We start from the raw sequence: 25673 nt of genomic DNA, 5'->3' as shown, positions 1-25673 counted from the left end.
AAGGAGGATGAGTCTAAAGGAGTTTTTGCTTAATCTACATTTTGACATTGATAAGGCAAGCGTACCCAATTGGAAAGTGGATTGGGATGATGCGCCACTCCCTTATAAGCTTTACCGCGGCCTGCCAGAGGTACCATTTTCTCTTGAAGTACCGCTGACACTTGAGGAGCAAGAACGGCCCACTAATCCTAATCTTCGAAAAATTGGTCATTTTCTCTGGTTTGTTTATGGCCTTACTCAAGTTAGCCAAACAGTCTTTCCCTCGGATCCCACAGCTAAGACAGCGAACCTAGTACAGTCGTTTCGGCGGTTCGCTCCTTCCGGAGGGGCACTATATCCAAACGAATTATATGTTTATCTTAAGATAAAGGATTTGCCTGTTGGGATGTACCATTATGATGCGGCTCATCACCGCTTGGTTTTGTTGCGAGAAGGAAATTTTGATTCATATATAGCCCGCGCTCTTGGTAATCGTAATGATGTATCTGCCTGCTTTGGTACAGTATTTGTGTCGACTATGTTTTGGAAAAATTTCTTTAAATACAATAACTTTTCTTACCGTCTGCAAGGGTTGGATGCCGGCGTGGTGATAGGACAGCTACTGGAGGTATCAAAACGCTTTGGCTTTGCAACGGGTGTTTACTTCCAGTTTCTTGATCGAGCCATAAACCATCTAATTGGGCTTTCCGAACAGGAGGAAAGTGTTTATGCGGTTATTCCGCTTTCAGTTGAACCTACTATCTGGTCTACTAATGGGGGTAAAATAGAAGTCACTGCCTCAGAATTGTGCCGAGAGTTGACAGCGATTCAGCCCCGTCATTACGTCCGGTCACAAAGGGTCAAAGAGTATCCGATGTTAACTAAGATGAATGAAGCGTCCTTGCTGGATTCAACGCAAATGTTTCAGCTCATGGAGGCGAAGGAGAGTTTGAATTTTGACGGTCAAGCGGAAAGTCTGCCTCACGTGAACCAGCTATCTTATGATCTGGTGTCAGTCTGTCAAAAGAGATTTTCACCAGATATGGATTTTGTTTTGGGAAAGGTGAGTCAAACTCAACTAGCTGCACTAATGCAGGAAGCGACCGCTTCGTTCTCGTATCGAAATGATTTGGATGGTGCATATCAGAAGAATGAGCCTCGTGTTTCATTGTATGGCTGTTTATATAATGTTGAAGGTATTCCAAATGGAGCCTATTATTATGACAGCACTGCTCATGAGTTGCGAAAGGTACAGCTTGGAGATTATCGGCTCCAGTTGCAATCCGGAATGTCTTTAGACAATGTTAATTTGCTCCAAGTACCGCTCTGCCTGCATGTGGCAGGAGACAGGGAATCTTTCGGAACAGCACTGGGATACAGAGGATACCGCATCCAACAAATGGAAGCTGGCATGCTCGTGCAACGATTACTGTTAACGGCGTCAGCCCTCGGAATGGGGGGGCATCCACTTCTCGGGTTTGATGCAAACTTAAGTGATAAAATTTACAAAATGGAACCACATGGAATAACCAGTCTCATCCAAATTCCAATTGGCCCCTATCGACAACGTCCATGGTTAAAAGGAAGTTTGCAAAGTTAGGATTAATAGGTTCAATTTGTCCCATACAAAAATACCTGATCACAGAGAATAGAAAAGAGTCTCCCCATTCAAAAGGAGACTCTTATTTTTCGAAATAGAATCATATAAGGGGGTAAAGTAATCAGAATTATTCCTTTGCAAACTGTAATACCTTTGACTCGGATTCCGGTATGTCACAGGTACTTTCCATGATATAATGGGTTCCCTTTTCCGATGATTCAAGCAGTCCGTGCATCGCTTCTAAAACATGGTACGCTAATTCTCCATTTGCTCGATAGTTACCGCCTCCAAGGATCGCTTTTGCCATATCAGCGACACCGAGCCCTCTGCTGTTTTGGGCGAATCCAAATGACAGCGGGACCTCGGCAAATTCTTTTTCATCACATTTTCTTATGCGAACAGGGCCCCCAAACGTATTTGGATCAGGAACGAGAATCGTACCTTGACTTCCATAGATTTCGATAGGAGGCAGGGATGTTCCTCCAAAGGCATCAAAGCTTGTTGTAATCGTTCCGATGACACCTGAGGCAAAATCCATAACACCAGAAAGATGTGTAGGGGTAGAGACGAGAATCTTCTTTCCTTCTTTAGGATTACTCCTAATAGTTCGTTCTGGATAACTAATCCGAGCAGAACCAGAAATTCGTTTGATTGGTCCTAATAAAGCGACTAAAGCTGTTAAATAATAGGGTCCCATATCAAACATTGGCCCACCCCCGATATCATAGTAGAAGGCAGGATCTGGATGCCAATGTTCATGTCCGCGGCAAATCATAAAGGCTGAAGCACCAACAGGGACACCAATTTCACCTTGTTCAATTAAATGAATCGCTGTTTGAATACCAGCACCTAAGAAAGTGTCTGGTGCACTCCCGACGAAGAGGTTTTTCCTTTTCGCTGTTTCTAACATTTGTTTACCTTCTTCGCGAGTTATCGCAAGTGGTTTTTCTGAATAGACATGCTTTCCTGCTTCAAGGGCTTGGAGGGAAACAGACGCATGCGCTTTTGGTATTGTTAAATTAATGACGAGTTCAATCCCTGGATCAGAAAGCAGCTCTTCGACTGAACATGCTTTTGGAATACCAAATTTTCCAGCTTGAGCTTGGGCACGTTTTTCATCTAGGTCTGCACAGGCAACAAGTTCAAGGTGCGGGAACTTCGGACAATTTTCCATATAAATAGAACTAATATTTCCACATCCAATGATACCGATTTTAAGCTTTTTCACGATTAGGTCCTCCATTTTAATCATTTTGGTCTCTGAAAGTTCAAGCGGCTGCTTATTACTGGCTGTCGCCCATTCCTGTGTACATCCCTGCATTACCATAAATAGAGGTTGGACCTAATTCTTCAGATCGTTTCTTTCCTTCAGCAGCCCACAGAAATCCTCGCCGCATAATAAGGGAAACCTCTGGCATGGCGATAATGTTCGCTTGGTGGCCTAATGAACTATAGAATACATTTCCCTGGCCCCAGCGTTTTGTCCAAACCACAGGCATTTCAACTGGTTTATTGGCAGCATGAGGACCATTAACAATAGGGAAGCGAGTAGTAGCTAACACTTCCACAGCAGGATCATAATGAAGGTAATATTGCTCGCTGACTACTTTAAAATCAGCCATCCCCTCAAAGAGCGGACTGGTCGAATGTTTGATATTTACCATGTATTCCACACCGTCATTTCCAGGATGAGCGACCCAATTTCCGCCGGTCATAAATTGCCAGTCCACATTATTACGGAAAGAGTCACACATCCCTCCGTGGCATCCCGCTAACCCCACACCTTGAATAACAGCTTCGGATATATTTTGAACATACTTTTGTTCAATAGTACCCATCGTCCAGTGAGGGATGATTAAATCCAGGTTTTTTAGCTTTTCAGAATCTCCATAAGACTCAAGTATATTGGAAACCTCTACCTCAAAGTTTTCTTCCTCAAGGATGCCTTTAAAAATTTCTGCCACTTGCTCTGGTTGATGGCCATCCCATCCGCCCCATACAATCAATGCCTTTTTCTTCATTATGGAAGCACTCCCTTTCGATTTTTAGACGTCAGAAATACGGATCCATTGGCGTTTTTCGATTGATAAATCAACCGCTTCCAAAACTTCTTGACACTTGACGCCATCTCGGAAATTTGGAACCGGCTGCCGATCTTCACGGATAGCCTCCATTAACTCAACCATTTCATGAATAAACGTATGTTCATAACCAATCGTATGACCTGGAGGCCACCAGTTATGCGCATAAGCGTGGGAAGGGTCTGTCGCTAATACCCGGCGGAAGCCTTGAACATCATCTCTATCATCCGTTAAATAGACCTGAAGCTCATTCATGCGTTCAAAGTCAAAGATGACACTGCCTTTACTGCCGTTAATTTCAAAGGAATTCTTGCAGCGATGTCCAGTGGCAAATCGTGTAGCTTCAAAGCTTCCTAAAGCACCGTTTGCGAACCGTGCTAGGAATAGAGTCGCATCATCAACTGTGACCTCGCCTTTTTCAGCACTCTCGCTTCCCTTCGCAGATAAGCCAGTCATCTGAGCAGGAAGTGGTCTTTCCTTGATAAACGTATCATTCATTCCAATAACCTCTTTCATATCACCAATGAGGTAGTGTGCCAGGTCGATCAGATGGGCTCCAAGATCTCCATGAGAACCTGAACCGGCGATATCTTTCTGAAGTCTCCAGGCGAGCGGGAAGTTGGGGTCAACCAGCCAATCTTGCAAAAACCAAGCACGGAAATGATAGATTTCTCCTAACTTCCCTTCGTCAAGAAGCTTTTTAGCCAGCATGACAGCAGGGGCAAAGCGGTAATTAAAGCCAACCATATGTTTAACCCCAGCGGCCTCAACGACTTCAAGCATTTCTCTAGAATCCTCAATTGTAAGCGCTAACGGTTTTTCACAAAAAACATGTTTGCCTGCTTGGGCAGCAGCAATCGTTATTTCTTTATGTACATCACTTGGTGCATTGATATCGATTAAATTGATATCATCTCTTTGTAAAAGACTTTTCCAATCAGTTGTATATTCCTCCCAACCGAATTGCTTTGCTGCTACAGCAACAGCCTGTTGGTCACGACCACAAATCACTTTCATTTCAGGATGAGTCGTATTTGGAAAGAAAAGGGGAAGATCCCGGTATGCATGACTGTGGGCCTTACCCATAAATTTGTAACCGACCATTCCGATTTTAATTGTTTCCATAGTTAATCTCCCTTCTTATTTAAGCAGTTGTGAAGAGGCCCGTTCAATCTACGTAACCGCGTTCATTCTCTCTATTTTTCAAACAATTGTCAATATTAAAATTATTAATTTTCTACTTTGAGTTTATTTTTCATGGTCAATTTTTTAGTCACTTACTATTCAATAGGAACTCTGAATAATATGAATGGGTTGTAAATATAATTGATTGGATAGATTGACGAAAAATTAAGTGATCCTTCGAATGGATAAATTCATTTATGAATCCTTCACATGACTCTTTTTCATATTCACCAGAGTGTTTCAAAAATGAATTAATTGGATGGGGGATGTTTATGGCGACCATTGATATAGAGCCGTATTTGCATGTTCGTTTTGCCAACAATCCAGTATATGCACCAACTGGACACAAGCTTAGTTTCATTGCGGATTATACTGGTTTACCGCAAGTGTGGGAATTGAATCTAGGGGAAGGGAGTGATGGATGGCCTGTCCAAACTTCCTTTACAAAAGAAAGAATCACTTTTATTAGCTATCTAAATGGAAAATCAAATTTGATTATTGGAATGGATGTTGGCGGAAATGAAAATCAGCAATTGTACTTACTTAAGGAAGAAGGAAAACTAATTGAACTGACAAACTCACCAGACCATATCCACCGTTTTGGCGGAAGCTCTCCCGATGGAAAATGGATTGCCTGGTCGAGTAACCGCCGGAATCCAGCTTTTTTTGATATCTATCTTCAAAATTTGGAATCGAAGGATATTCGTCTTTTGAATGCTGGAAATGGGGTATTTTCAGCAGTGAAATGGGCTCCGGACGGTAATTCCATTTTGATTCAGAAGCTAAATTCCCCTTTAGATAATGATTTAGGTATCATCGACCTTTCAACGGGGGATATAAATTGGTTAACAGAACATACAGGGGAAGCTAGTTTTAGAGACGCCCATTTTAATAAGGATGGGGACCATCTATATGTATTATCGAATAAAGACAAAGAATTCTATGGGCTGGCTCTTATCAATTTAAAAACCAAACAACTCGAATGGCTAGAGCAGGGAATGTGGGATTTTGAGGATTTGACTATGAATAAGGATAAAAATTTGTTAGCTTATTCGATAAATGAGGGAGGAACTTCCAGGGGGGTACTTTTAGACATAAACCGTAGTTACCTATATACGTGGAAAACTCCAATCGGAGTCATTACAAATCTGAAATTTTCCCCTGATAGCCAAAAACTAGCCTATGTGTTTAAAGGAGCGGCAAATCCCTCAGATATATGGGAACTTGACTTAAAGACTATTCAGGCGGAGAGGCTTACATATGTTTCCCGTTCACCTGTACTGGAACATAAATTAGTGGAGCCGGAACTTATCTCTTTTCGTTCTTTTGATAACCTCGAAGTTCCTGCCTTTTTTTCTAGGCCGAAAAATTCCACAGAAAAGCCCCCAGTTGTTATTTATATCCATGGCGGGCCGGAGAGTCAAGCTCGTGCGGTATACAACCCTATTCAGCAGTATTTACTAAACCAGGGTTATGCCGTGTGTACACCAAACATTCGGGGAAGTACAGGTTATGGAAAAAGGTATACACATTTGGATGATGTTCGAAAAAGAATGGACGCTGTTAAGGATCTCCTTTTTTTAGTGGAATGGCTAAAGGTGAATGGGAATATAGATTCTAAAAAAATTGCAATCATGGGTGGAAGCTATGGCGGGTTTATGGTGCTTGCTGCCATCAGTCACTATCCACATCTTTGGGCGGCTGCTATTGATATTGTGGGGATGTCCAGCCTAAGAACGTTCCTTCAAACAACCAGTCCATGGCGAAAGAAGCATAGGGAGAGTGAATATGGAACAATTGAAAGAGATGGAGAATTTTTTGATCGGATTGATCCATTGAATTTTTCAGATCGAATTACCACCCCATTATTAGTTATTCACGGGAAAGGCGATCCGCGAGTTCATATAAAAGAATCTGAGCAAATAGTTGATAAACTTAAGAAACGAAATCACGCTGTTGACTTTATTCGCTTCGAAGACGAAGGGCATACCATCATAAAACAAAAAAATAAGATTACTGCCTATAAGGAAATGGTAAGCTTTCTTGATCGTTATATTGGTAATGGATCATAACTATAAGAAATAAATGGCCAAACTGCGTTAGATCAGTACTGAAAATTCGGCAAACAACTAGTTAAAAGGGTAGTGAAATAGGTGAGAGACAAAACGGCTCCTGTAATTCGGGGGCCGTTTTGTATTTGCAGGGCTGTTTAGTAAACAATTTCCAAAAAGTATCTGATTTTAATCTTCGATTTTGTGGGTATAACAAAGTTAATTGGCTTTTTAAAGGAGGCAAAAAAATGAAATGGAAAGGAAGACGGCAAAGTTCAAACGTTGAAGATCGAAGAGGAATGGGAATGGGTGGCAAGACTGTGATAGGAGGCGGGATCGGCAGTATAATAATCGTTCTTCTCTTTACACTGCTTGGAGGGAATCCAGGAGATCTTTTAGGCAACAATCAAGCTTCTGATACGGGTTCACAAGCTCCTGCACCTTATCAAGAGTCTGCTGGGGAGAAGGAATTAGCGGACTTTGTTTCTGTCGTTCTTGCTGATACAGAGGATGTGTGGTCAGATGAATTCAAGAAGAAAGGGCTGCAATACGAGAATCCTAAGCTTGTTTTGTATACCGGCAGTGTCCAGTCTGCCTGTGGATCAGCTAGTTCGGCGGTAGGACCATTTTATTGTCCTGGCGACCACAAACTGTACATTGACTTAAGTTTTTATCAGGAACTGAAACAAAAATTCCAGGCGCCTGGGGACTTTGCGATGGCGTACGTCATTGCCCATGAAGTAGGCCACCATGTCCAGACCCTCTTGCATTCAGGAGATCAAGCTTCACAGGCACAGAAGCGTTCTAATGAGTACTCGGTTCGATTTGAATTGCAAGCTGATTACTTGGCGGGGGTTTGGGCACACTACGCTCAAGGGAAAGGCTACTTAGAAAAAGGAGACCTTGAAGAGGCAGTGAATGCAGCAAGTGCTGTGGGTGATGATAATATCCAGAAAAAATCGCAGGGCTATGTGGTGCCGGAAAGCTTTACACACGGAACTTCTGAGCAAAGAAAACGCTGGTTCACTAAAGGCTTCAAAAATGGAACCATCGAGGGTGGAGATACCTTTAATGCAGCAAACCTTTAAATAGCGTTAACCGTGTGTTTCCATTTTTTATAAGCAAAAAAGCCGTCATTCAACGGCTTTTTAAACTTTATTTTGCAAAAACATGATCACCGATCGTCTTTACAACTGTACGTGTACGAATCCATTGATCTTCTGCAATTTCCGGGTTATAGAAATAGACGGAATTATTTAATCGGTTTTTTCTGGTAAGTGCTTTTTCTACGGCTCGTTTCGATTCATCTGAGGCTGGCTTATTAATTTCACCATTTTGAACTGGTGAAAAGGCATAGGTACCCCCGACGACTTGATTAATGACACCTGTAACTGTATCTGGGAAATCAGGAGAATCAACTCGGTTTAAGACGACAGTCGCTACGGCTACTTTTCCTTCAAAGGATTCACCTTTTGCTTCAGCATTTACTAATCGGGCAAATAAGTCTTTCTCTTTATTAGAAATGGTAACGGCTGGCTTCTCTTTTTCTTTTTTTGGCGTTTTTTTATTAGGTTTGGATGCCTTTTTTACTGCTGCTTTTGGGTGAATAGGATTTTCCAATTTTTTCTCTAGATCCACCCAATTTTCGGGACGATTATTCTCTTGTTCTATATTAATTGTATTTAATCCATTTTCTTTACCAAGTTCATAGAGGTTAACATCTTTTACAAGTGGAGATTGTGTAATTGCCTCTGCCGTATTATGTTGTAGCGTTATAAATGCAAATGTAGCTACACAAGCTACAATTAACTTCTTCATGGAATTGTTTTTCATGTTGCTACCTCCTGTAAATTCGTATGTACATACTTTAGCATGTGCTAGTACACGAATTACAGAACACCACTGTTACATTTCATTATAGTTTGTTGAACAACATTACAGGTAAAATTGATTTATGACAAATTTCCTGTATTAATGACATATTCAAGCCAATTTTACGAAATAGAGGAATATTTTACTGAGGATTTGTTGAAATAATAACGGAAAAGAAATAATAATTTGATTTATATGAATATTCTTTCATGTGGAAAGGGTAATCCAACTTAGTTATTCTAAAAGAATAATTAAGAAGGGTGGATACATAGTGTGGGCAAAAATCACGAAGGTGAAAAATTACAAAGAGGTTTAGACAATCGGCATATCCAATTAATCGCACTAGGAGGGGCCATTGGTGTAGGTTTATTCTACGGTTCAAGTGCAACGATTCAGATGGCTGGACCATCTATTTTAATCTCCTACTTAATTGGTGGTTTAGTTATTTTTACTATAATGAGAGCATTGGGCGAAATGGCTGTTGATGAGCCAGTGTCCGGTTCATTTAGTTCTTACGCGAATCGTTATTTAGGCCCGTTTGCGGGTTACTTAACAGGTTGGACCTATTGGTTTATGTGGGTTGTCGTCGGAATGGCAGAAATTACAGTGGTCGGCGTGTATGTAAATTACTGGTTTCCGGATATTCCACAATGGGTGACTGCATTGGCTACACTAGTGGTTATTACGATGATAAACCTAACTAGTGTAAAAGCATTTGGAGAGTTTGAATTCTGGTTCGCGCTGATCAAAGTGGTGGCTATTATTGGAATGATTGTGGTTGGATTAGGAATGATCCTCCTAGGTATCGGTAACGGAGGCCAGCCAATCGGTTTTAATAATCTATGGGCACATGGTGGATTTATGCCAAATGGAATGAATGGTATTTTAATGTCATTGGTTCTAGTTATGTTTTCATTTGGCGGGGTGGAACTGGTCGGTATAACGGCTGGGGAAGCGAAAAATCCTCGAAAATCAATTCCATCTGCCATCAACAATGTAGTATGGAGGATTTTAATTTTTTATATTGCTGCATTAGGAATCATGATGAGTTTATATCCTTGGAATGAAGTGGGAACGAAGGGCAGCCCATTTGTATTGATTTTTGATAAGGTTGGAATTCCTGGAGCAGCTCATATCATCAATTTTGTTGTGTTAACTGCAGCATTGTCTGCTTTTAATAGTGGTCTGTTCAGTACAGGCAGAATGCTTTACAATTTATCCCTTCAAAATAACGGTCCAAAATATTTTGGAAAGCTAAACAAGCATTCTACTCCAAGACGCGGAATCCTGTTTTCGTCTTCATTTTTACTAGTGGCGGTATTTTTAAATTATATTGTTCCGGAAAAAGTATTTATGTATATTTCTTCTGTAGCAACCGTTGCAGTTATTACGAGCTGGACCATTATATTGGTCACACAAATCAAGTTCAGACAATCAAAAACAAAAGAAGAAGTAAAAAAACTAGCATTTAAAATGCCGCTATATCCAGCTTCATCCTATCTAGCCCTTGCTTTCTTAGCAGTAGTCGTCGTTTTAATGGCCTTTATAGAAGAAATGCGAGTCGCATTAATAGTAGCACCAGTTTGGTTTATAGTCCTATATGTTGGTTACCGTTTTAAAAAGTAGTAGTGTCAAAAGGTGTCAGGCACCATGTTTTTGATATGCTCCCGATAAAGTAGACAGATGAAATAATAAAAATCTGTTTACTTTTTTGGGGGCTTTTTCTATGGGGAAATATTCATCACAAGAAAAATTTGAGATAATAACGGCTTATGAAAACAGAAAAATCTCAGTTTCAGACTTTTGTAAACAACACCACATATCTTCTAGAACTCTGAATGATTGGATTTATCAATTTCAGACATATGGAACTGAATGGCTTCAGGGTTCGGGGGAATGGAAGCGGTATTCGAAGAAAGTAAAAACAGCTGCGGTTAATGACTTTCTTTCGGGTCAATTCTCTCAAGTTGAGATTGTACGTAAGTATGAAATATCAAGTCGTTCAGTGTTACAAGGATGGATTAGGATTTATAATGATCATAGAGAAATAGAAGAGACGAAAAGGGAGAAGAACTCTATGATTAAAGGCCGATCCACGACATTAGAGGAACGATTTGAGATTGTTATGTATTGCATACAGAACGGGAAAAACTATCAACAAACATCTGATCACTTTAATGTTTCCTATCAACAGGTGTATCAATGGATAAAGAAGTTTGAGAAGGAAGGACCGGACGGTCTAGAAGATAAGAGGGGGAAGCGTAAAACGGAATCAGAGTTAACCCCTGAAGAGAAAATACAGCGCGAAATGAAGCGGTTAGAGCAGGAAAATGAACGCCTTCGGGCGGAGAATGCATTCTTAAAAAAGTTGGAGGAACTCGAAAGGAGGCGGTTAAAGAGATAAGCCAGGTCCGTTTGGCCGATAAATATACAGCTATTCAAGAACTTCATGAGAAAGAGAAATTCTCCATTGTGCTATTATGTGAAATTGCGAGAATTCAACGCTCTTCTTATTATAAATGGCTTAATCGCACCCCTCCTGAGAATGAAAAGATGAATGAGGAAATCCTGGAGGAGATAAAACGTCTATATAAGAAAGTGGACGGTATATATGGATACCGCCGCATTACGATGAACCTAAATCGTACCTTACCAAAGTCCATTAATCATAAACGAGTGTATCGATTAATGAGAATAGCTGGAATACAATCCGTTATTCGACGCAAAAGGAAAAAGTATAAGCCAAGCACTCCACAACATGTAGCTGAGAACATCTTGAACAGAGAGTTCCACGCAGAGAAGCAAAATGAAAAATGGTTAACAGATGTAACTGAATTGAAGTATGGAGTCTCACAAAAAGCTTATTTAAGTGCGATTTTAGATTTGTACGATGGATCCATTGTCAGTTATGTATTAGGCAATTCAAATAATAATCCATTGGTATTTAAAACCCTCGATTTAGCTTTGGAAACTAACCCAGGAGCAAAACCTATCCTCCATAGTGATCGAGGATTTCAATACACTTCCCCTACTTTTAAAAGGAAAATTGATAAGGCAGAGCTGGTTCAGAGTATGTCGAGGGTCGGAAGGTGTATCGATAATGGACCAATGGAAGCTTTTTGGGGAACATTGAAAAGTGAAAAGTATTATCTGAACAAGTACAGCACCTTTGAAGAGCTGAAGAAAGACATTGAGGAGTACATAAAATTTTATAATTATGAACGATTACAAAAAAAACTAAACGGCCTAAGCCCCTTAGAATACAGGGCTCAAGCCGCTTAGTGTCATTTATTTATTTCCACTGTCTACTTGACGGGTGTCACTTCATTTCACATGGTGCCTGACACCTTTTTTACTTTATCCACCTTTTTTACTATCTCTAAAACAAGACTATGGTCGCGGTTTGAAGTGGACAAGGATTGAATAACATGTAAGTAATCCTGAAAATTGCCATATTTATTTCGTTTTAGTTGAGGAGGTCAAGAATGATCGAATTTAAGCAGGTAAATAAGTTTTATGGGGATTTTCATGTTTTAAAAGATATTAACCTCACAATCTATCAAGGTGAGGTTGTCGTCGTAATCGGGCCTTCCGGTTCAGGAAAAAGCACCTTGCTCCGGTGCATTAATCAACTCGAGACAATTTCGGGAGGGACACTCACTGTTAATGGAATATCCGTTGGAGAGAAAAAATCAGATATCAATCAATTAAGACGGAATATTGGCATGGTCTTTCAGCACTTTTATTTATATCCGCACAAAACGGTTCTGAAAAATATCACACTTGCTCCAATGAAAGTGCTGGGCAAATCCGAAGAAGAAGCGACAAATACCGCCAGACATTACCTTAATAAGGTAGGGATATTGGAAAAGGCGAATGCGTATCCTTCTCAACTTTCCGGAGGTCAGCAGCAGCGAGTAGCTATCGCTCGCGGCCTCGCCATGAACCCGGAAATTATGCTTTTCGATGAACCCACCTCTGCACTGGACCCCGAAATGATTGGAGAAGTCCTCGATGTAATGAAAGCCCTCGCCAAGGAAGGGATGACGATGGTTGTGGTAACCCATGAAATGGGCTTTGCCAGGGAGGTGGCCGACCGAATCGTCTTTATGGATGAGGGGCGGATATTGGAAGAAGCAGTTCCGGCTGAATTTTATGCAAACCCGCGTGAAGAACGGGCGCGTCTATTTCTCAGCCGTATCTTAAATCATTAATTGGAGGTAAGAGGAAAAATGTTTAAAACTAAAAATTTCATGAAAATGGCGTTAGTAACCACAATGGCTGCCTTGTTTCTCGCTGGCTGCGGTGGGGACAAGGACTCTAAAGGGAGCAGCAAGGATGTCCTTGCTCAGATTAAAGAAGAGAAAAAGATTGTCTTTGGCGTTAAACATGACACTCGTTTGTTTGGCTTAAAAAATCCATCAACTGGTGAGGTCGAAGGGTTTGATATTGATCTATCTAAAGCCCTCGCCGAAGAAATGTTTGGCAAAGATGTGAAGCCTGAGTACGTCGAAGTAACATCGAAAACTAGGGTCGGACTTCTGAATAATGGAAAGGTGGATGCGGTTGTTGCTACGATGACCATTACAGAGGAACGGAAGAAAGAAGTGGATTTCACCGATGTCTATTTTGATGCCGGACAATCCTTGCTGGTGAAAAAAGGAAGTAAGATCCATAGCATCAAAGACTTAAAAAAAGGAACCAAGGTGCTTGCGGTGAAAGGGTCGACCTCGACGATCAATATTCGTGAAAAAGCTCCTGAAACAACGGTCCTTGAATTCGAAAACTATGCGGAAGCTTTTACCGCCCTAAAGGCTGGTAAAGGGGATGCCCTGACAACGGATGATGCCATCCTTTATGGTATGGCCGAAGAAGATCCGTCATATGGGCTAGTTGGAGGAACGTTTACAGAGGAGCCATACGGAATCGCTGTGAAAAAAGGTAATAAAGCACTTGTCGATGAATTGAATAAAGCCTTGAAAAGTCTGAAAGATTCAGGCAAGTACGATGAAATTAAGAATAAATGGATTAAAAATTAAACCATAAACACACAGTTTCTCTTCAGGATGGGTAGAGCCTGCTTTCAAGAGTATGGTCCTCCTCATCCTGTTTTATGAGGAGGTGAACATTTGCTGGATTTCTCGATACTAACCGATAATCTTGATGCATTTTTACAAGGATTAAAAATAACGATTATCTCGAGCCTAATCGCCCTACTATCCAGTTTCATTGGGGGTACATTGATCGCTGTCCTGCGCATGGCTCCAGTCAAACCCCTTAACTGGCTGGGCACAGCCTATGTTGAATTTATCCGTAATATCCCTGTGCTGGTGATTATCTTTTTCACTTATTTGGCTGGAAACTTTGGAGGGATGGCTGCTGGAACGATCGGTCTGACGATTTATACAGCTGCTTTCATTGCAGAAGCGATTCGTGCTGGAATTATGTCAGTCCCAAAAGGACAAATGGAAGCCGCCCGCTCGACAGGATTGAGTTATGGCCAGGCAATGAGACTGGTGGTTCTTCCTCAAGCTATTAAAATCGTCATCCCTTCACTTGGCAATCAATTTATCAATCTAGTGAAAAATTCATCCTTATTAGCTGTTGTCGCAGGAGGAGATTTAATGTATCAAGGGGATCTAATTTCGGCAAAGACATACGTCACCTTTGATACCTATATCCTAGTTGCTTTATTTTATTTAATTTTAACAATCCCCTTAAGTCTTGGTGTAGGATTTTTAGAAAAACGCATGGCTCGAAGTCATTAAGGAGGTGCAGAGTTGGAATTTCTAGCACCGTTCATTGAAGTATATACCCTGGACCATTTTAAATTTCTACTCGAGGGATTTGCGGTCACTCTAAAGGTTGCAGCCATTTCCATAGTGCTCAGCTTTGTGATTGGCGGTCTCATTGGGACGTTAAGATATGCGCGGATTCCCGTGGTTTCTAAACTATTGGCTCTAGTTGTCGAGACCATTCGGAACCTGCCGTTGCTGCTCATTATTTTCTTTACCTATTTCGCTTTGCCGGAAATTGGACTTGAAATGGAGATATCGACGGCGGCAATTGCGGCTTTGACTGTTTTTGAATCTGCGATGATATCAGAAATTATCCGAGGCGGCTTAAATTCGATTGAAAAAGGCCAGATTGAAGCAGGACGGGCATCTGGATTAACTTACATCCAGACTTTACGGTACATCATCCTGCCTCAGGCGCTGAGAAGGATGGTTCCACCCATCGTAAGTCAATTTATTTCACTGCTCAAAGATACATCGTTAGCTGTCGTCATTGCCTTGCCGGATTTATTACACAACGGACAAATCATATACGCGCAAAAGGGCTCGTATGTGATACCTGTTTTTATCATCATGGCGCTCATGTACTTTATTGTGAATTACGCCTTGTCACTAGTCGCTAGAAAGTTAGAATTAAAGCAATCGTAAGCGATTCGGCTCAGTAATGGGGCCGGATTTTTATTATTTAAAAATAATACTATAGTACTTTTTTCGACATATTAGCAAGAAATTTGTCGTATGAAATATATACTATATATTGATAGGAAAATATTGTATAATTCTTCTAGTATAGATAATATTTTCTATAAATCTAGTAAGAAGAGGTGCATGAATGAAGAAAAAAACACTTATATCTTTACCGGTATCAGCCTTTTTGTTAGCATCAACCATCTTCACAGGAACAGGGCAGGTGGCGGCGCAAACAGGACCAACAAAGGTCATAACGGGTGATAATCAGATTAACTCTAGTAAAATGCTCAGAAAAAGCCAAATGAAGAAAGTAGAGACAAAGAACAACAAAGTTTCTATTAGCCAGAAGACACAAAGTAAACTAGTAACAGAGATTAAGAGGAAATTGCAAAAGGAAGATTCACAGAGTAAAAATAAATACGAATCTGGCGAGTTAATTATTAAATATAAGAAAAAAGTGACTAGTGGGGAAATCAGTACACTTCAAAAGAAGTTTTCACTTAAATCAACGAAAAAATTTAAATCTCTAAATGCAGAGGTTGTAAAAATCCCTGCTGGTCAGAGTACGAGTGAATACATAAATACTCTTAAAAAAGATTCAACGGTTGAATCCGTACAACCAAACTACAAATATTATTCTTCTGACATCAATAACGCTCCTAACTATTATGATCAATTATGGGGCCTGGACAATTCTGGACAGCCTATAAAAGAGATAAATGGATTAAAAGATATAGATGTAGATGCACCTGAAGGATGGAACAAATTTGGTTCATCCCTGCCAGAAGTGGTTGTCGGTGTCATTGATACGGGCGTGGATATCAATCACCCTGACTTAGCAGGGGAAATTTGGACAAACACAAAAGAGTTAAATGGTGCACCAAATGTAGACGATGATCACAATGGTTATATTGACGATATCCATGGGTGGGATTTTTATAATGATGATAACACGGTCTATGATCCACTTGATGGGGATGAACACGGCACACATGTCTCCGGGACGATTGCTGCTGCTCTAGAAGGAACAGATCCTAAAACTACTAATAAAGGAGTTGTGGGTGTCGCTCCAAACGTGAGAATCTTACCGATAAAATTTTTAGGTCCTGATGGGGGAACAACAGCGGATGCCATCGAGGCCATTGCCTATGCGAAAACGATGGGCGTAAAAATAACCAATAACAACTGGGGCGGGGAAGAATACGACCCATTACTCGAAGAAGCCATCGCAAATAGCGGTACTTTATTTGTCGCCGCTGCAGGGAATGATGGATTGGATAATGATGAGGGTGGAGCATATCCTGCAAGCTTTGAAAGTGCAAATATATTATCGGTTGCTGCAGTCGATAACAAGGGAATCCTAGCTCCCTTCTCCAATTATGGATACGAATCCGTGGATGTGGCTGCACCTGGCGTGGACATTTTAAGTACAGTCCCTAAATTCCCATTGGATGAACTGACAAAAGCATTGAATATTACTCAGCCAGGCGCATCAGCACAAGTCGCCGGGGACAACTATAAGGCGATCTTTGATGGAATCGGGTACGAAAAAATTTCCGATGCACAAAGGCAGGAAGCTTTTGACAAAGCCTTAAGTTATTTAGAATTGGGGGATACGTCTAGTAAGATTCTTCTTGTCCAAGATGATGAAAGTGATCTGGCAGACATATTTAAGGACGAGCCTGAACTTCGCGCCTTATTTAAAAACTATTTGCCTATTTATCAAAAACTAGCAGCTAATCATACTTCAGTCCAAACGGTTAAGGTTAGTTCTAATTCTTCTCTATCTGATAACCTGAACAGTAGTGACTTATCTGCCTATGATGGGGTCATTTGGTTTACAGGAAACGGTCTAGGTTTCTTCTCTGAGGATGGAACCACCTTAACACCCAAAGATACCGATCTGTTAAAAACATACCTATCTGGTGGCGGAAAATTGCTATTAACTGGACAGAATGCACTTTCTGGTCAAGAGAAATCCCCATTCGTTAAGGATTATTTGCATTTAAATGTTTTTGCGGATATAGGGCCAGGTTTGGATGTGGAAGGTTTATCTGGTGGTATCTATGAAAATAGTAAATATGATGTGGATAGATTTGATACGCCTTACTACTTTGCTGATTTTGTTACTTCCAATGATCTAAATAAAACAATCATCAACACGAAATATGTTTCTGATTATACACAGGCATATGATTACTATAGCGGAACGTCTATGGCCGCGCCTCATACAACTGGCACCGCGGCTATGCTACTTGGATTACGTCCAAGCATGTCACCAGAAATGTTAAAGCTGTATACTAGTACAAAAGGAAAGAACCAAAATGCACTAAAAGGATTTGTGAAAAGTGGGAAACTTGTGAGTACTGTGAATCTTGATAACTTTGATGATAGTGAAGCTCCAGGAATTCCGTTGGAAAAAAGCGTTACAAACGACACCCTGAATGCGGTAACAGATAAAAACGATGTGTTCGCATTGTCCTTAAAAGAAGGGGAGGCACTTTCACTCTCTCTAAATAGCAAAACAGGTACCGATTTTGATTTATATGTGTACGATGAATCAGCCATTAGTATAAATAATACGAATGGAATGGTTGCCTTCTCAGAGAATGTAAATACATCCAATGAATCAATTAAATTTACTGCACCTAAAACAGGAATTTATTTTGTTAATGTTTACGCCTACAAAGGTGCAGGAGACTATAAGTTATACACTGGTAATTTTGGAGGATCATATGAAGATGATTCAAACTCCATGACTTTCTTGGGGGAATGGATGCCTGTATTTAACCCAGAATATTCAGGGGAATCGGCAATGGCTCTAAATACAAAAGGCGAAGTTAACTTCTCTTTTGTGGGATACAGCTTTGAGTGGCAAGGATTTAAAGATCCAACACAAGGGATTGCCGATGTTTATATAGACGGTACAAAAATTGCCTCTCCATCGCTTTATGCAAGTGCGTTTAAAGCAAAACAATCAATCTATAAAAAAGACTTTTTATCCTATGGCAGACACACGGTAAAAATTGTCTGGACCGGAAAAAGCGATCCTGCTTCCAGAAAAAGTGCTTCCGGGATTAATCTAGATAAGTTAATCGTAAGTAGTAATCCTGTTACATTACAAGCGTCATATGATAGGAACAAGAAAGCACCTGTTATTTCATGGGGTGCTGTAAAATGGGCACAATCCTACAGCATTTATCGCAAGGAGACCTCCCAAGCAGACTACGTACAAATTGCAAAGTCTGTAGCTGGAACAAGTTTTACGGATACCACTGCAATGCCAAGAAAATCCTATAACTACACAGTAGTCATTAATACAAATGATAAAATGGAAACTCCTTTCTCACCGGCTATCTCTTACGTTTACGATGATGATATCAAAGGAAGTTTACCAATGGCAGGTTCCGTAAAAGGAAGTTTAAATACGGTAACTAAAGATGTTAATGATGTTTGGTCCAAACGATTAGATCAGGGAAAAACCTATGAAATTACTTTAACGGGACCTGCAGGGACCAATTTTGACCTTTCGTTATTCAATATAGGCACATCTACTATTTATGGTACATCTGCCTTGAAAAAATCAAATGGTACTGCATCCGTTGAAAAAATCGTATTTAAACCAACGAAATCAGGACTGTATTATATCGTCCCCGCTGCTATAAAAGGGTCCGGTCAATATAGCATAACTGTTTCGGTCCAAACAACGAAATCAATTGAAAATACAGTTTCTACTATTAAATATTCAGGTTCTTGGATTAAACCAAAGTATACGAAAGCTTCCGGAGGCACGATTCATCAAACAAAGGGAAATTCTGGATCACTTGAATACTCATTTACTGGAACTGGAATTGCACTTTATGCGTTAAAATATAAGAATATGGGAAAAGCTGATATTTACATTGACGGTGTGAAAGTAAAGCAAATCGACCTGTACTCTGCAAGCCACAAGTACAAAGCGAAAGTTTTTGAGAAGCAAAATCTTGCCAATAAAGCACATAAAATAAAAATTGTAGCAACGGGCAAAAAGGCTAAAGCGGCAAAAAGTGCATATATTAATGTTGATGTATTTAAAGTCACACAGTTTACACCCGTTAAATAATTGAAACAATCCGGCTCAGAATTGAGCCGGATTGTTTTAGTTTGAAAATGTCTTTTAAAAAAGAGCGAAAAAAAAGAAGGTGAATTTCACCTTCTTCATTGATTAGTATATTTAATTTTAGCTTCGCTGAATCGTAGAGGTTGAGAAGTTTTTAACCATCTTTTGTAAGTTTCGATGTCCTTCTCTTAATTTTATTGTTTCTTCGATAATTTTTTGGAAGCCTTCCAAATCCCGATCCGTTGCATTTAATAAAGACTTTGGTAGACCTTCGACGATCTGTTGTAGGGTTAATTCCATATTCAAGCAAAATGACCACCTTTCAACTTATTCGTTAGACATCCGTTTCGTCTTCTTTACTATTTTTGTAACGAGAGGTATTTTTCCTGCTATTACGTTAAAAAACTTATCTACATTAATCCTCAAATTTCATGAAGAAATGGAAAATTCCTTCTTTAAAGGACAAATTAAGACGGTAAATCAAATATTACAATTCCTATTTGTAGAAAAATATTTGTGTTAAAAGTTTAATTTTGGGTACTATACATAAAACTTTTAAGGTTTGCGATCACATTACATTTGATTAAAAGTTAATTTCAATCGTAACAAAAAAGGCAACTTTTTGTCTTTTATTAAAGGTGACTGACAATTTCTTTAAAAGTCATTAAATACACGCTCAATCGACAAATTATTAAAAATTGTCATTTATAATTGCATTTGTGGAAAGGAGTTGTTAGCCTTCTTTATGAAAAAAATCAAACGAATTTCTGCTCATCAAAAAAGGCAATATTTAATAAATGAACTCATTAGGTTCGGAATTTACAAAAAAAATAATAAACATCTCTATGAATGGACTTTGAGTGAATTAGAAACGGAGTATCAAAATATTGATGCAAGTGAGCTGGAACTTAGCAGCAATCTACAACTGAAGTGATAATAAATACATTATTTGGAATTTCCGCAAGCAAGAATGTTGTAGAAAGATTTACGATTAACTATAGTGAAAAATATGATAATTAATAATACTTTGGAGGTTTATCATGAAAATTGTGGCAATTGTAGGTAGCTTAAGAAAAGAATCGTATAACATGCATCTAGCAAAAACAATCCAAGACCGTTACGAGGATAAAATGGAGATTGAAATTGCTGATATCCGTTCTCTCCCATATTTTGACCAGGACGAGGAGAACAACCCACCACAATCTGTAAAGGAATTTAAGGAGGCAATCGCAAGTGCTGATGGGGTTCTCATTATTACTCCAGAATTCAATTGGTCCATTCCTGGTGTGTTAAAGAATGCGTTAGATTGGGCTTCAAGAGTAGACAAGGTTTTCATTGGTAAACCTGTGATGGCATTAGGAGTGACCATGGGCCAGCTCGGAACGGTTCGTGCTCAAATGCACTTACGTGAGATTCTAGCAGCACCTGGTATTCAGGCTAAGATCCTGCCGCCAGGTGGAAATGAAATATTGATTGGCCAAGCGAGTCAGAAGTTTGATGATCAAACAGGTCAGTTGGTGGATGAAGGGACACTTAGTTTCTTAGATAGTAAAGTTGATACATTTATTGATTTTGTAATATCGATCTGAAATGACTGGAAATCACTTAAAGCAAAAACCGACCACTCTTTAATCGTGAATGGTCGGTTTTTTAATTAGTTTCAAATAACCTGTTTAAGAGATACTTTTAACGATCTGAGTTAAGCCCACACTAATTGGTGTAGCAGGACGTCCAAGAAGTTTCTCAAAATCGTTGCTCTCCACTGCTAGTGTACCTTCTCGAATGCCTTTTTGGATATCGACAAGAAAAGGAAGAAGGAATTCTGGTACGCCAGCCCCTTTCATAATGTCAGCGTAAGTGGAATCATCGACTTGGTGCACAGGGACTTCTTTACCCAATACAGATCCAACTGATGATGCCATTTCTTCCTGGGTCAATAACTTGCCAGAAAGTTCGTAAATAGTGTTTTCGTGCCCTTTACCTGATAAGACCACTGCTGCTGCTTCTGCATAATCTTGTTGCAATGCCCAGCCAACTTTTCCTGATCCTGCTGAAGTAACCCAAGGGGCTCCTGCAAGTACGCCCTGAATACTTGAACTTTCATTCTCTAAGTACCAATTGTTCCGTAAGAAAGAATAAGGTATGCCTGTTTTTAATATAGCTTCTTCTGTTGCTTTATGCGTTGGAGCAAGGAAGTTTTTACTTTCTACTGCGTTGGTTAGGCTAGTATAAGCAATAAATTTAACTCCAGCACGCTCTGCTGCAGCAACTGCATTCGTATGCTGTCTAATTCTGGTTTCATTGTCCCCGTCTGCAGAAATAATTAATAGCCGATCAATTCCTGAAAAAGCGGCATCCAATGTGTCTGGGCGGTCAAAATCTCCCTGACGAACCTCTATTCCACGAGCCCGTAATCCTTCTGCTTTCTCTGGGTTACGAACACTTACAGCTAGTTGATTTGCTGGTACATTTTTCAATAATGCCTCGACCACTTTTGTCCCCAATTTACCTGTTGCTCCAGTAACTAATATTTTCATTGATCGTTACCTCCAATTATTTTTAATAGCTTACCTAAAATCAATGTTTGCTTGTATCTAATTCAAATACCTGTATTCATAATAGATACATCTAAGATTTTTGTCAACGATTTTATCTACCTTTTTTATTTTTTATGAATTTTAAGGTATAATAAGCTGTAATCAAATTAAATACATGTATTGTGCAATAATTGTGATCAAATAGTAAGAAGGTGAATGAAATGTCAATCAGCACCCGATTTTCCGTGGGTATTCATATATTGGCTCTTATTGAATTAAATAAAGAGGGGACCAGCTCATCGGAGTTTTTAGCAGACAGCGTAAACACGAACCCAACCTTGATAAGAAAAATTATGGGGATGTTAAAAAAAGCTGGGTTAATTGTCGTACAACCGGGTATTGCAGGAGCAAAACTAGCAAAGGAACCATCATATATAACATTGCTTGACGTTTATAAGGCGGTAGACGTAGTCCAGGAAAAAGAATTGTTTAGTGTCCATGAAAACTCACACCCCAATTGCCCTGTGGGAAGGAACATTCAAGATTCTATTACTCCTATATTGACAGCAGCTCAATTAGCAATGGAAAAGGTACTCGGAAATGTAACTATTGAAGACATTGTTAAGGATATTGTTGAAAAAGAAAAATTTAATGTCTAATAAATATAAAATGAACATATCTTCATTTTATAATCTTAAAGACGCCAGCTCATTGAATTATTTCAATGGGCTGGCGTTTTTTCTATCTTGAGAGGATGGTTTGATGGTTGTTATGATTAGGGGGCACCATTGGATAGACGTTTTCTTCTTCCCAATCTCTTCAACAGCGCAGCGCTTGTACGGAAATCAACAGACAAGTATAACACAACCTATAAATAAAAGATTATCTAGACGATAATAATGACATAAAGTAAAATTAAAAAATATGTAAGTTTAATAGAAAGATTTAGCGATTGAAATATTCTATTTTTTCCAATAAATATAATTCGATAAAAAATTAAACAGTTAAAAGACGTTAGGAATTAAGGAGGTCTTATGAAATTTAAAACAAAGCTCTATACAAGCATTGGGTCATTACTAGTGTTATTTTTTATCATCGCGGTTATTTTAATGAACATGCTCAAACAAACGACAGTTAATATGAACATTGTTGTAAATGATTTAAATGAAAGAATCGAAATGGCTTCCGAGATTAAATACGAGACTTCGAGAATAGGTCTAGAACTAACCTCGATGTTAACTGTTCGAGGTAAAGATATCCAATTAGATGCAGCGAATTCTTGGGAAGATTCCCATACAAAATTGCAATCTGCGATAGAATCACTAGAAAAAATGGACAAGCAGGAGAAATCGAAGGAACTGATTGCAAAATTTAAAACCTTGCATGACCAGTATTTATATATGGGTCAACAGGCTTTGACAGCAAAAAAACTAAATCGGGAAATGGAAATTCCGGCTGATTTTTGGACGGATTCTGAACTGATTAGTCAAAGAATGATTCAAATTGCCGATCTTCTCTATGGATTGCAAGAACAAAAGATGAAAGATGAACTATTAAGATCTAAAGACACATACAACTGGGCTGTCACCATCATATACATTTATCTTGCCATTGCCTTATGTATTGGGATTGTGTTCACGATTTGGATTATTAGAGGTATCACAAATAATCTTAACAAAATAACAGAAGTTATGAAAAGTGCGATCACAAGTGATTTTAGTTCATTACCCCGAATTAAGATTTCCTCTAAAGGTGAATTGGCTGAAATCGCTGTTTCATTTAATAAAATGGCCCATGCACTAGAGGAACAAAGTAAACTAGAGAAACAATTAAAAGAAGAAGCAGAAGATCAAAGTTGGCTCAATGCGAAAATTGCTGAAATAGCCACCATCTATCCTGAAGTAGAAACTGTTTCTATGTTAGCAGAATTATTAATTACTAAGCTTGTTCCAATGGTGGGAGCAAGTTGCGGAGTTTTCTATGTTAAGGAAGTGGAAGAGAGAGAGCAGTATTTAAAGAAGATATCGGCCTATGCTTCTCTAGATGATAATAAAGATTATATGCGGTTTCGTATTGGAGAGGGACTTATCGGACAATGCGCCCTTGAAAAACGTTCTATTTTACTCACCAATGTTCCAGACCATTACGTAAAAATAGGATCAGGCACAGGAGCAGGATCACCCAAAAATATTATAATTTTACCGATTCAATTTGAAAATGAAGTACAAGCTGTCATGGAAATTGCTTCATTTGAGTCGTTTAGTCCTCTGCAGGTAAAGTTATTGGAAGCAGTTATTCATAATATTGGTATCAAAATAAACAGTATTGTTAGCCATATGAAAGCAGAAAGATTATTGCAAGAATCACAAGCATTGACAGAAGAACTCCAAGCTCAATCAGAAGAACTGCAGTTACAACAAGAGGAATTAAGGACGACGAATGAAAAACTTGAGGAGCAGTATATAGCCTCTGAACAAAAGAACAGGGAAATTGAAAAGGTGAGAGAGGATCTTGAAGAAAAAGCGCAACAATTAGAGCTCAGCTCACAATATAAATCCGAGTTTCTAGCCAATATGTCACACGAGTTAAGAACGCCACTTAATAGTTTACTAATTTTAGCGCAAATACTTTCTGAAAATGGGGATGGAAATCTTACCGTTGAACAGGTGGAGTATATCCGGACGATCTACTCATCTGGTAATGATTTACTTCTATTAATCAATGATGTTTTAGATTTGGCGAAAGTGGAGTCAGGAAAATTAGATGTAAATCCAAAAGAGGTAAATCTTCATGATGTTCAAGATTTTATCGAAAGACAATTTGCCCCTCTTGCGATTCAAAAAAATGTACAGTTTTCAATTAAGATGCAACCGAGTTTAGCAGGGACAGTCTATACAGATGAACAACGGTTACAGCAAATTTTAAAAAACCTCCTTTCTAATGCGTTTAAGTTTACTGAACGTGGCAGTGTATCATTAGATATACGGAGGGAAAGAAAAGACGTCAGTGGGGAGCTTATTGAGGGAGGTTCCCGAGAACAAGCGATGCTTGCTTTCTCCGTTATTGATACAGGCATCGGCATTGATAAAGACAAACAAAAAACGATATTTGATGCCTTTAAACAAGCAGATGGAACGACAAGTCGTCAATATGGCGGGACTGGATTAGGACTTTCCATTAGTCGCGAAATGGCCCAGCTATTAGGTGGATATATAGAGGTAAGTAGTACGAAGGGATATGGAAGCACCTTCACTTTATATTTGCCATTCATTCAAACAAACAGCCATATAGTAGAAAATACTGCTTTTGAAGAAGCCGCCATAAGTCTTTATGAGGATGATTCTCTGAAAGATATAGAAGGCCCAATAAAACAAGAGGGGATTTCTTCTTTGAAAAACAAGAAAATTCTCATTGTGGATGATGATATACGAAATGTGTATGCCTTAACCATCGCGCTTGAGAAGTTTGAAATGGATATCATTGTAGCAGAAAATGGCCGTGAGGGAATTGAAGTATTAAAGGAAAACCCAGAAACAGACCTCGTTTTAATGGACATTATGATGCCTGAGATGGATGGGTTTGAAGCAATGCGGCGCATTCGACAAATGACTGAATTTCAAACCATACCAATCATCGCTCTTACGGCTAAGGCAATGAAACGCAGCCGAGAAGAATGTTTAGAGGCGGGAGCAACGGATTATATCAGTAAGCCAATCAACTTAGACCAGTTATTTTCCTTAATGCAAGTATGGTTATATAGTAAGGAGGGGTAGAGATTTTGATA

The 25673-nt window shown here is 39.3% G+C and carries 20 protein-coding genes; 14 read left to right on the top strand and 6 right to left on the bottom strand.

Annotated elements, in window-relative coordinates:
- The first annotated feature begins 7 nt into the window (after nt 1–7).
- Nucleotides 8–1579 carry a SagB family peptide dehydrogenase gene (locus AC4QJR_RS17475; RefSeq protein WP_496523689.1) on the top strand — a complete coding sequence of 524 codons (1572 nt, stop codon included), beginning with the start codon at nt 8–10 and terminating at the stop codon, nt 1577–1579.
- 127 nt (nt 1580–1706) lie between these two features.
- Here the strand turns inward: AC4QJR_RS17475 and AC4QJR_RS17470 are convergent, their stop codons facing one another.
- From AC4QJR_RS17470 to AC4QJR_RS17460, 3 genes are read right to left on the bottom strand one after another with little or no spacing between them, the layout of a single operon-like run.
- Nucleotides 1707–2807, bottom strand: coding sequence for a Gfo/Idh/MocA family protein (locus AC4QJR_RS17470; protein ID WP_496523688.1), 1101 nt, complete (start codon nt 2805–2807; stop codon nt 1707–1709).
- 55 nt (nt 2808–2862) lie between these two features.
- Nucleotides 2863–3600 (bottom strand): ThuA domain-containing protein, encoded by a 738-nt coding sequence (locus tag AC4QJR_RS17465; protein WP_496523687.1) that lies wholly within the window; start codon nt 3598–3600, stop codon nt 2863–2865.
- 24 nt (nt 3601–3624) lie between these two features.
- Nucleotides 3625–4785, bottom strand: a complete 1161-nt coding sequence (locus tag AC4QJR_RS17460) for a Gfo/Idh/MocA family protein (RefSeq protein WP_496523686.1) — start codon at nt 4783–4785, stop codon at nt 3625–3627.
- Between the two features lie 332 nt (nt 4786–5117).
- Between AC4QJR_RS17460 and AC4QJR_RS17455 the strand changes: the two genes are divergently transcribed.
- Nucleotides 5118–6917 carry a S9 family peptidase gene (locus AC4QJR_RS17455; RefSeq protein WP_496523685.1) on the top strand — a complete coding sequence of 600 codons (1800 nt, stop codon included), beginning with the start codon at nt 5118–5120 and terminating at the stop codon, nt 6915–6917.
- 227 nt (nt 6918–7144) lie between these two features.
- The gene (gene ypfJ, locus AC4QJR_RS17450; RefSeq protein WP_496523684.1) at nt 7145–7984 is read left to right on the top strand and encodes a KPN_02809 family neutral zinc metallopeptidase; all 840 of its coding nucleotides are present in this window, start codon (nt 7145–7147) and stop codon (nt 7982–7984) included.
- Nucleotides 7985–8051: 67 nt separating this feature from the next.
- Here the strand turns inward: ypfJ and AC4QJR_RS17445 are convergent, their stop codons facing one another.
- Nucleotides 8052–8729 (bottom strand): cell wall hydrolase, encoded by a 678-nt coding sequence (locus tag AC4QJR_RS17445; RefSeq protein WP_496523683.1) that lies wholly within the window; start codon nt 8727–8729, stop codon nt 8052–8054.
- 312 nt (nt 8730–9041) lie between these two features.
- Here AC4QJR_RS17445 and AC4QJR_RS17440 point away from each other — a divergent pair, with 312 nt between their 5' ends.
- The 7 genes from AC4QJR_RS17440 (at nt 9042) to AC4QJR_RS17410 (ending at nt 19355) form a co-directional block, all read left to right on the top strand.
- Nucleotides 9042–10394: an amino acid permease gene (locus AC4QJR_RS17440; protein ID WP_496523682.1), complete on the top strand. Its 1353-nt coding sequence runs from the start codon at nt 9042–9044 to the stop codon at nt 10392–10394.
- A gap of 100 nt (nt 10395–10494) precedes the next feature.
- Nucleotides 10495–12050 (top strand): IS3 family transposase gene (locus AC4QJR_RS17435; RefSeq protein WP_496523681.1). Its coding sequence is split into 2 segments (ribosomal slippage): nt 10495–11140 and nt 11140–12050, totalling 1557 coding nucleotides; the frame shifts between segments, so codons are not numbered across the junction.
- A 203-nt stretch (nt 12051–12253) separates the two neighbouring features.
- On the top strand, nt 12254–12982 hold the full coding sequence (locus AC4QJR_RS17430; protein WP_496523680.1) for an amino acid ABC transporter ATP-binding protein: 729 nt from the start codon (nt 12254–12256) through the stop codon (nt 12980–12982).
- Nucleotides 12983–13000: 18 nt separating this feature from the next.
- On the top strand, nt 13001–13807 hold the full coding sequence (locus AC4QJR_RS17425) for a transporter substrate-binding domain-containing protein (protein WP_098573170.1): 807 nt from the start codon (nt 13001–13003) through the stop codon (nt 13805–13807).
- Nucleotides 13808–13897: 90 nt separating this feature from the next.
- On the top strand, nt 13898–14536 hold the full coding sequence (locus tag AC4QJR_RS17420) for an amino acid ABC transporter permease (protein WP_496523679.1): 639 nt from the start codon (nt 13898–13900) through the stop codon (nt 14534–14536).
- 12 nt (nt 14537–14548) lie between these two features.
- Entirely contained in the window at nt 14549–15211 is a 663-nt protein-coding gene (locus AC4QJR_RS17415; RefSeq protein WP_375376432.1) for an amino acid ABC transporter permease, read from the top strand.
- Between the two features lie 184 nt (nt 15212–15395).
- Nucleotides 15396–19355: a S8 family serine peptidase gene (locus AC4QJR_RS17410; RefSeq protein ID WP_496523678.1), complete on the top strand. Its 3960-nt coding sequence runs from the start codon at nt 15396–15398 to the stop codon at nt 19353–19355.
- A gap of 117 nt (nt 19356–19472) precedes the next feature.
- On the opposite strand, the gene AC4QJR_RS17405 is transcribed toward AC4QJR_RS17410, so the two are convergent.
- Nucleotides 19473–19658, bottom strand: a complete 186-nt coding sequence (locus AC4QJR_RS17405) for a hypothetical protein (protein ID WP_026565153.1) — start codon at nt 19656–19658, stop codon at nt 19473–19475.
- 439 nt (nt 19659–20097) lie between these two features.
- Between AC4QJR_RS17405 and AC4QJR_RS17400 the strand changes: the two genes are divergently transcribed.
- On the top strand, nt 20098–20286 hold the full coding sequence (locus tag AC4QJR_RS17400; protein ID WP_098573182.1) for a Fur-regulated basic protein FbpA: 189 nt from the start codon (nt 20098–20100) through the stop codon (nt 20284–20286).
- 106 nt (nt 20287–20392) lie between these two features.
- Nucleotides 20393–20941: an NADPH-dependent FMN reductase gene (locus AC4QJR_RS17395; protein ID WP_496523677.1), complete on the top strand. Its 549-nt coding sequence runs from the start codon at nt 20393–20395 to the stop codon at nt 20939–20941.
- An 84-nt stretch (nt 20942–21025) separates the two neighbouring features.
- Here the strand turns inward: AC4QJR_RS17395 and AC4QJR_RS17390 are convergent, their stop codons facing one another.
- Entirely contained in the window at nt 21026–21889 is an 864-nt protein-coding gene (locus AC4QJR_RS17390) for an SDR family oxidoreductase (RefSeq protein WP_496523676.1), read from the bottom strand.
- A gap of 221 nt (nt 21890–22110) precedes the next feature.
- On the opposite strand from AC4QJR_RS17390, the gene AC4QJR_RS17385 reads away from it, so the two are divergent.
- Both AC4QJR_RS17385 and AC4QJR_RS17380 read left to right on the top strand, forming a co-directional pair.
- Nucleotides 22111–22548 carry an Rrf2 family transcriptional regulator gene (locus tag AC4QJR_RS17385; RefSeq protein WP_098573191.1) on the top strand — a complete coding sequence of 146 codons (438 nt, stop codon included), beginning with the start codon at nt 22111–22113 and terminating at the stop codon, nt 22546–22548.
- Between the two features lie 375 nt (nt 22549–22923).
- A complete protein-coding gene (locus AC4QJR_RS17380; RefSeq protein WP_496523675.1) occupies nt 22924–25662 on the top strand; it encodes a hybrid sensor histidine kinase/response regulator in 2739 nt (912 codons plus the stop codon).
- Nucleotides 25663–25673 lie beyond the last annotated feature (11 nt).

It is taken from the genome of Neobacillus sp. BP17 (genome assembly GCF_059579525.1).
Note: the sequence above shows the minus strand (reverse complement) of the source record. Positions and strands in the feature narration are given on the sequence as shown.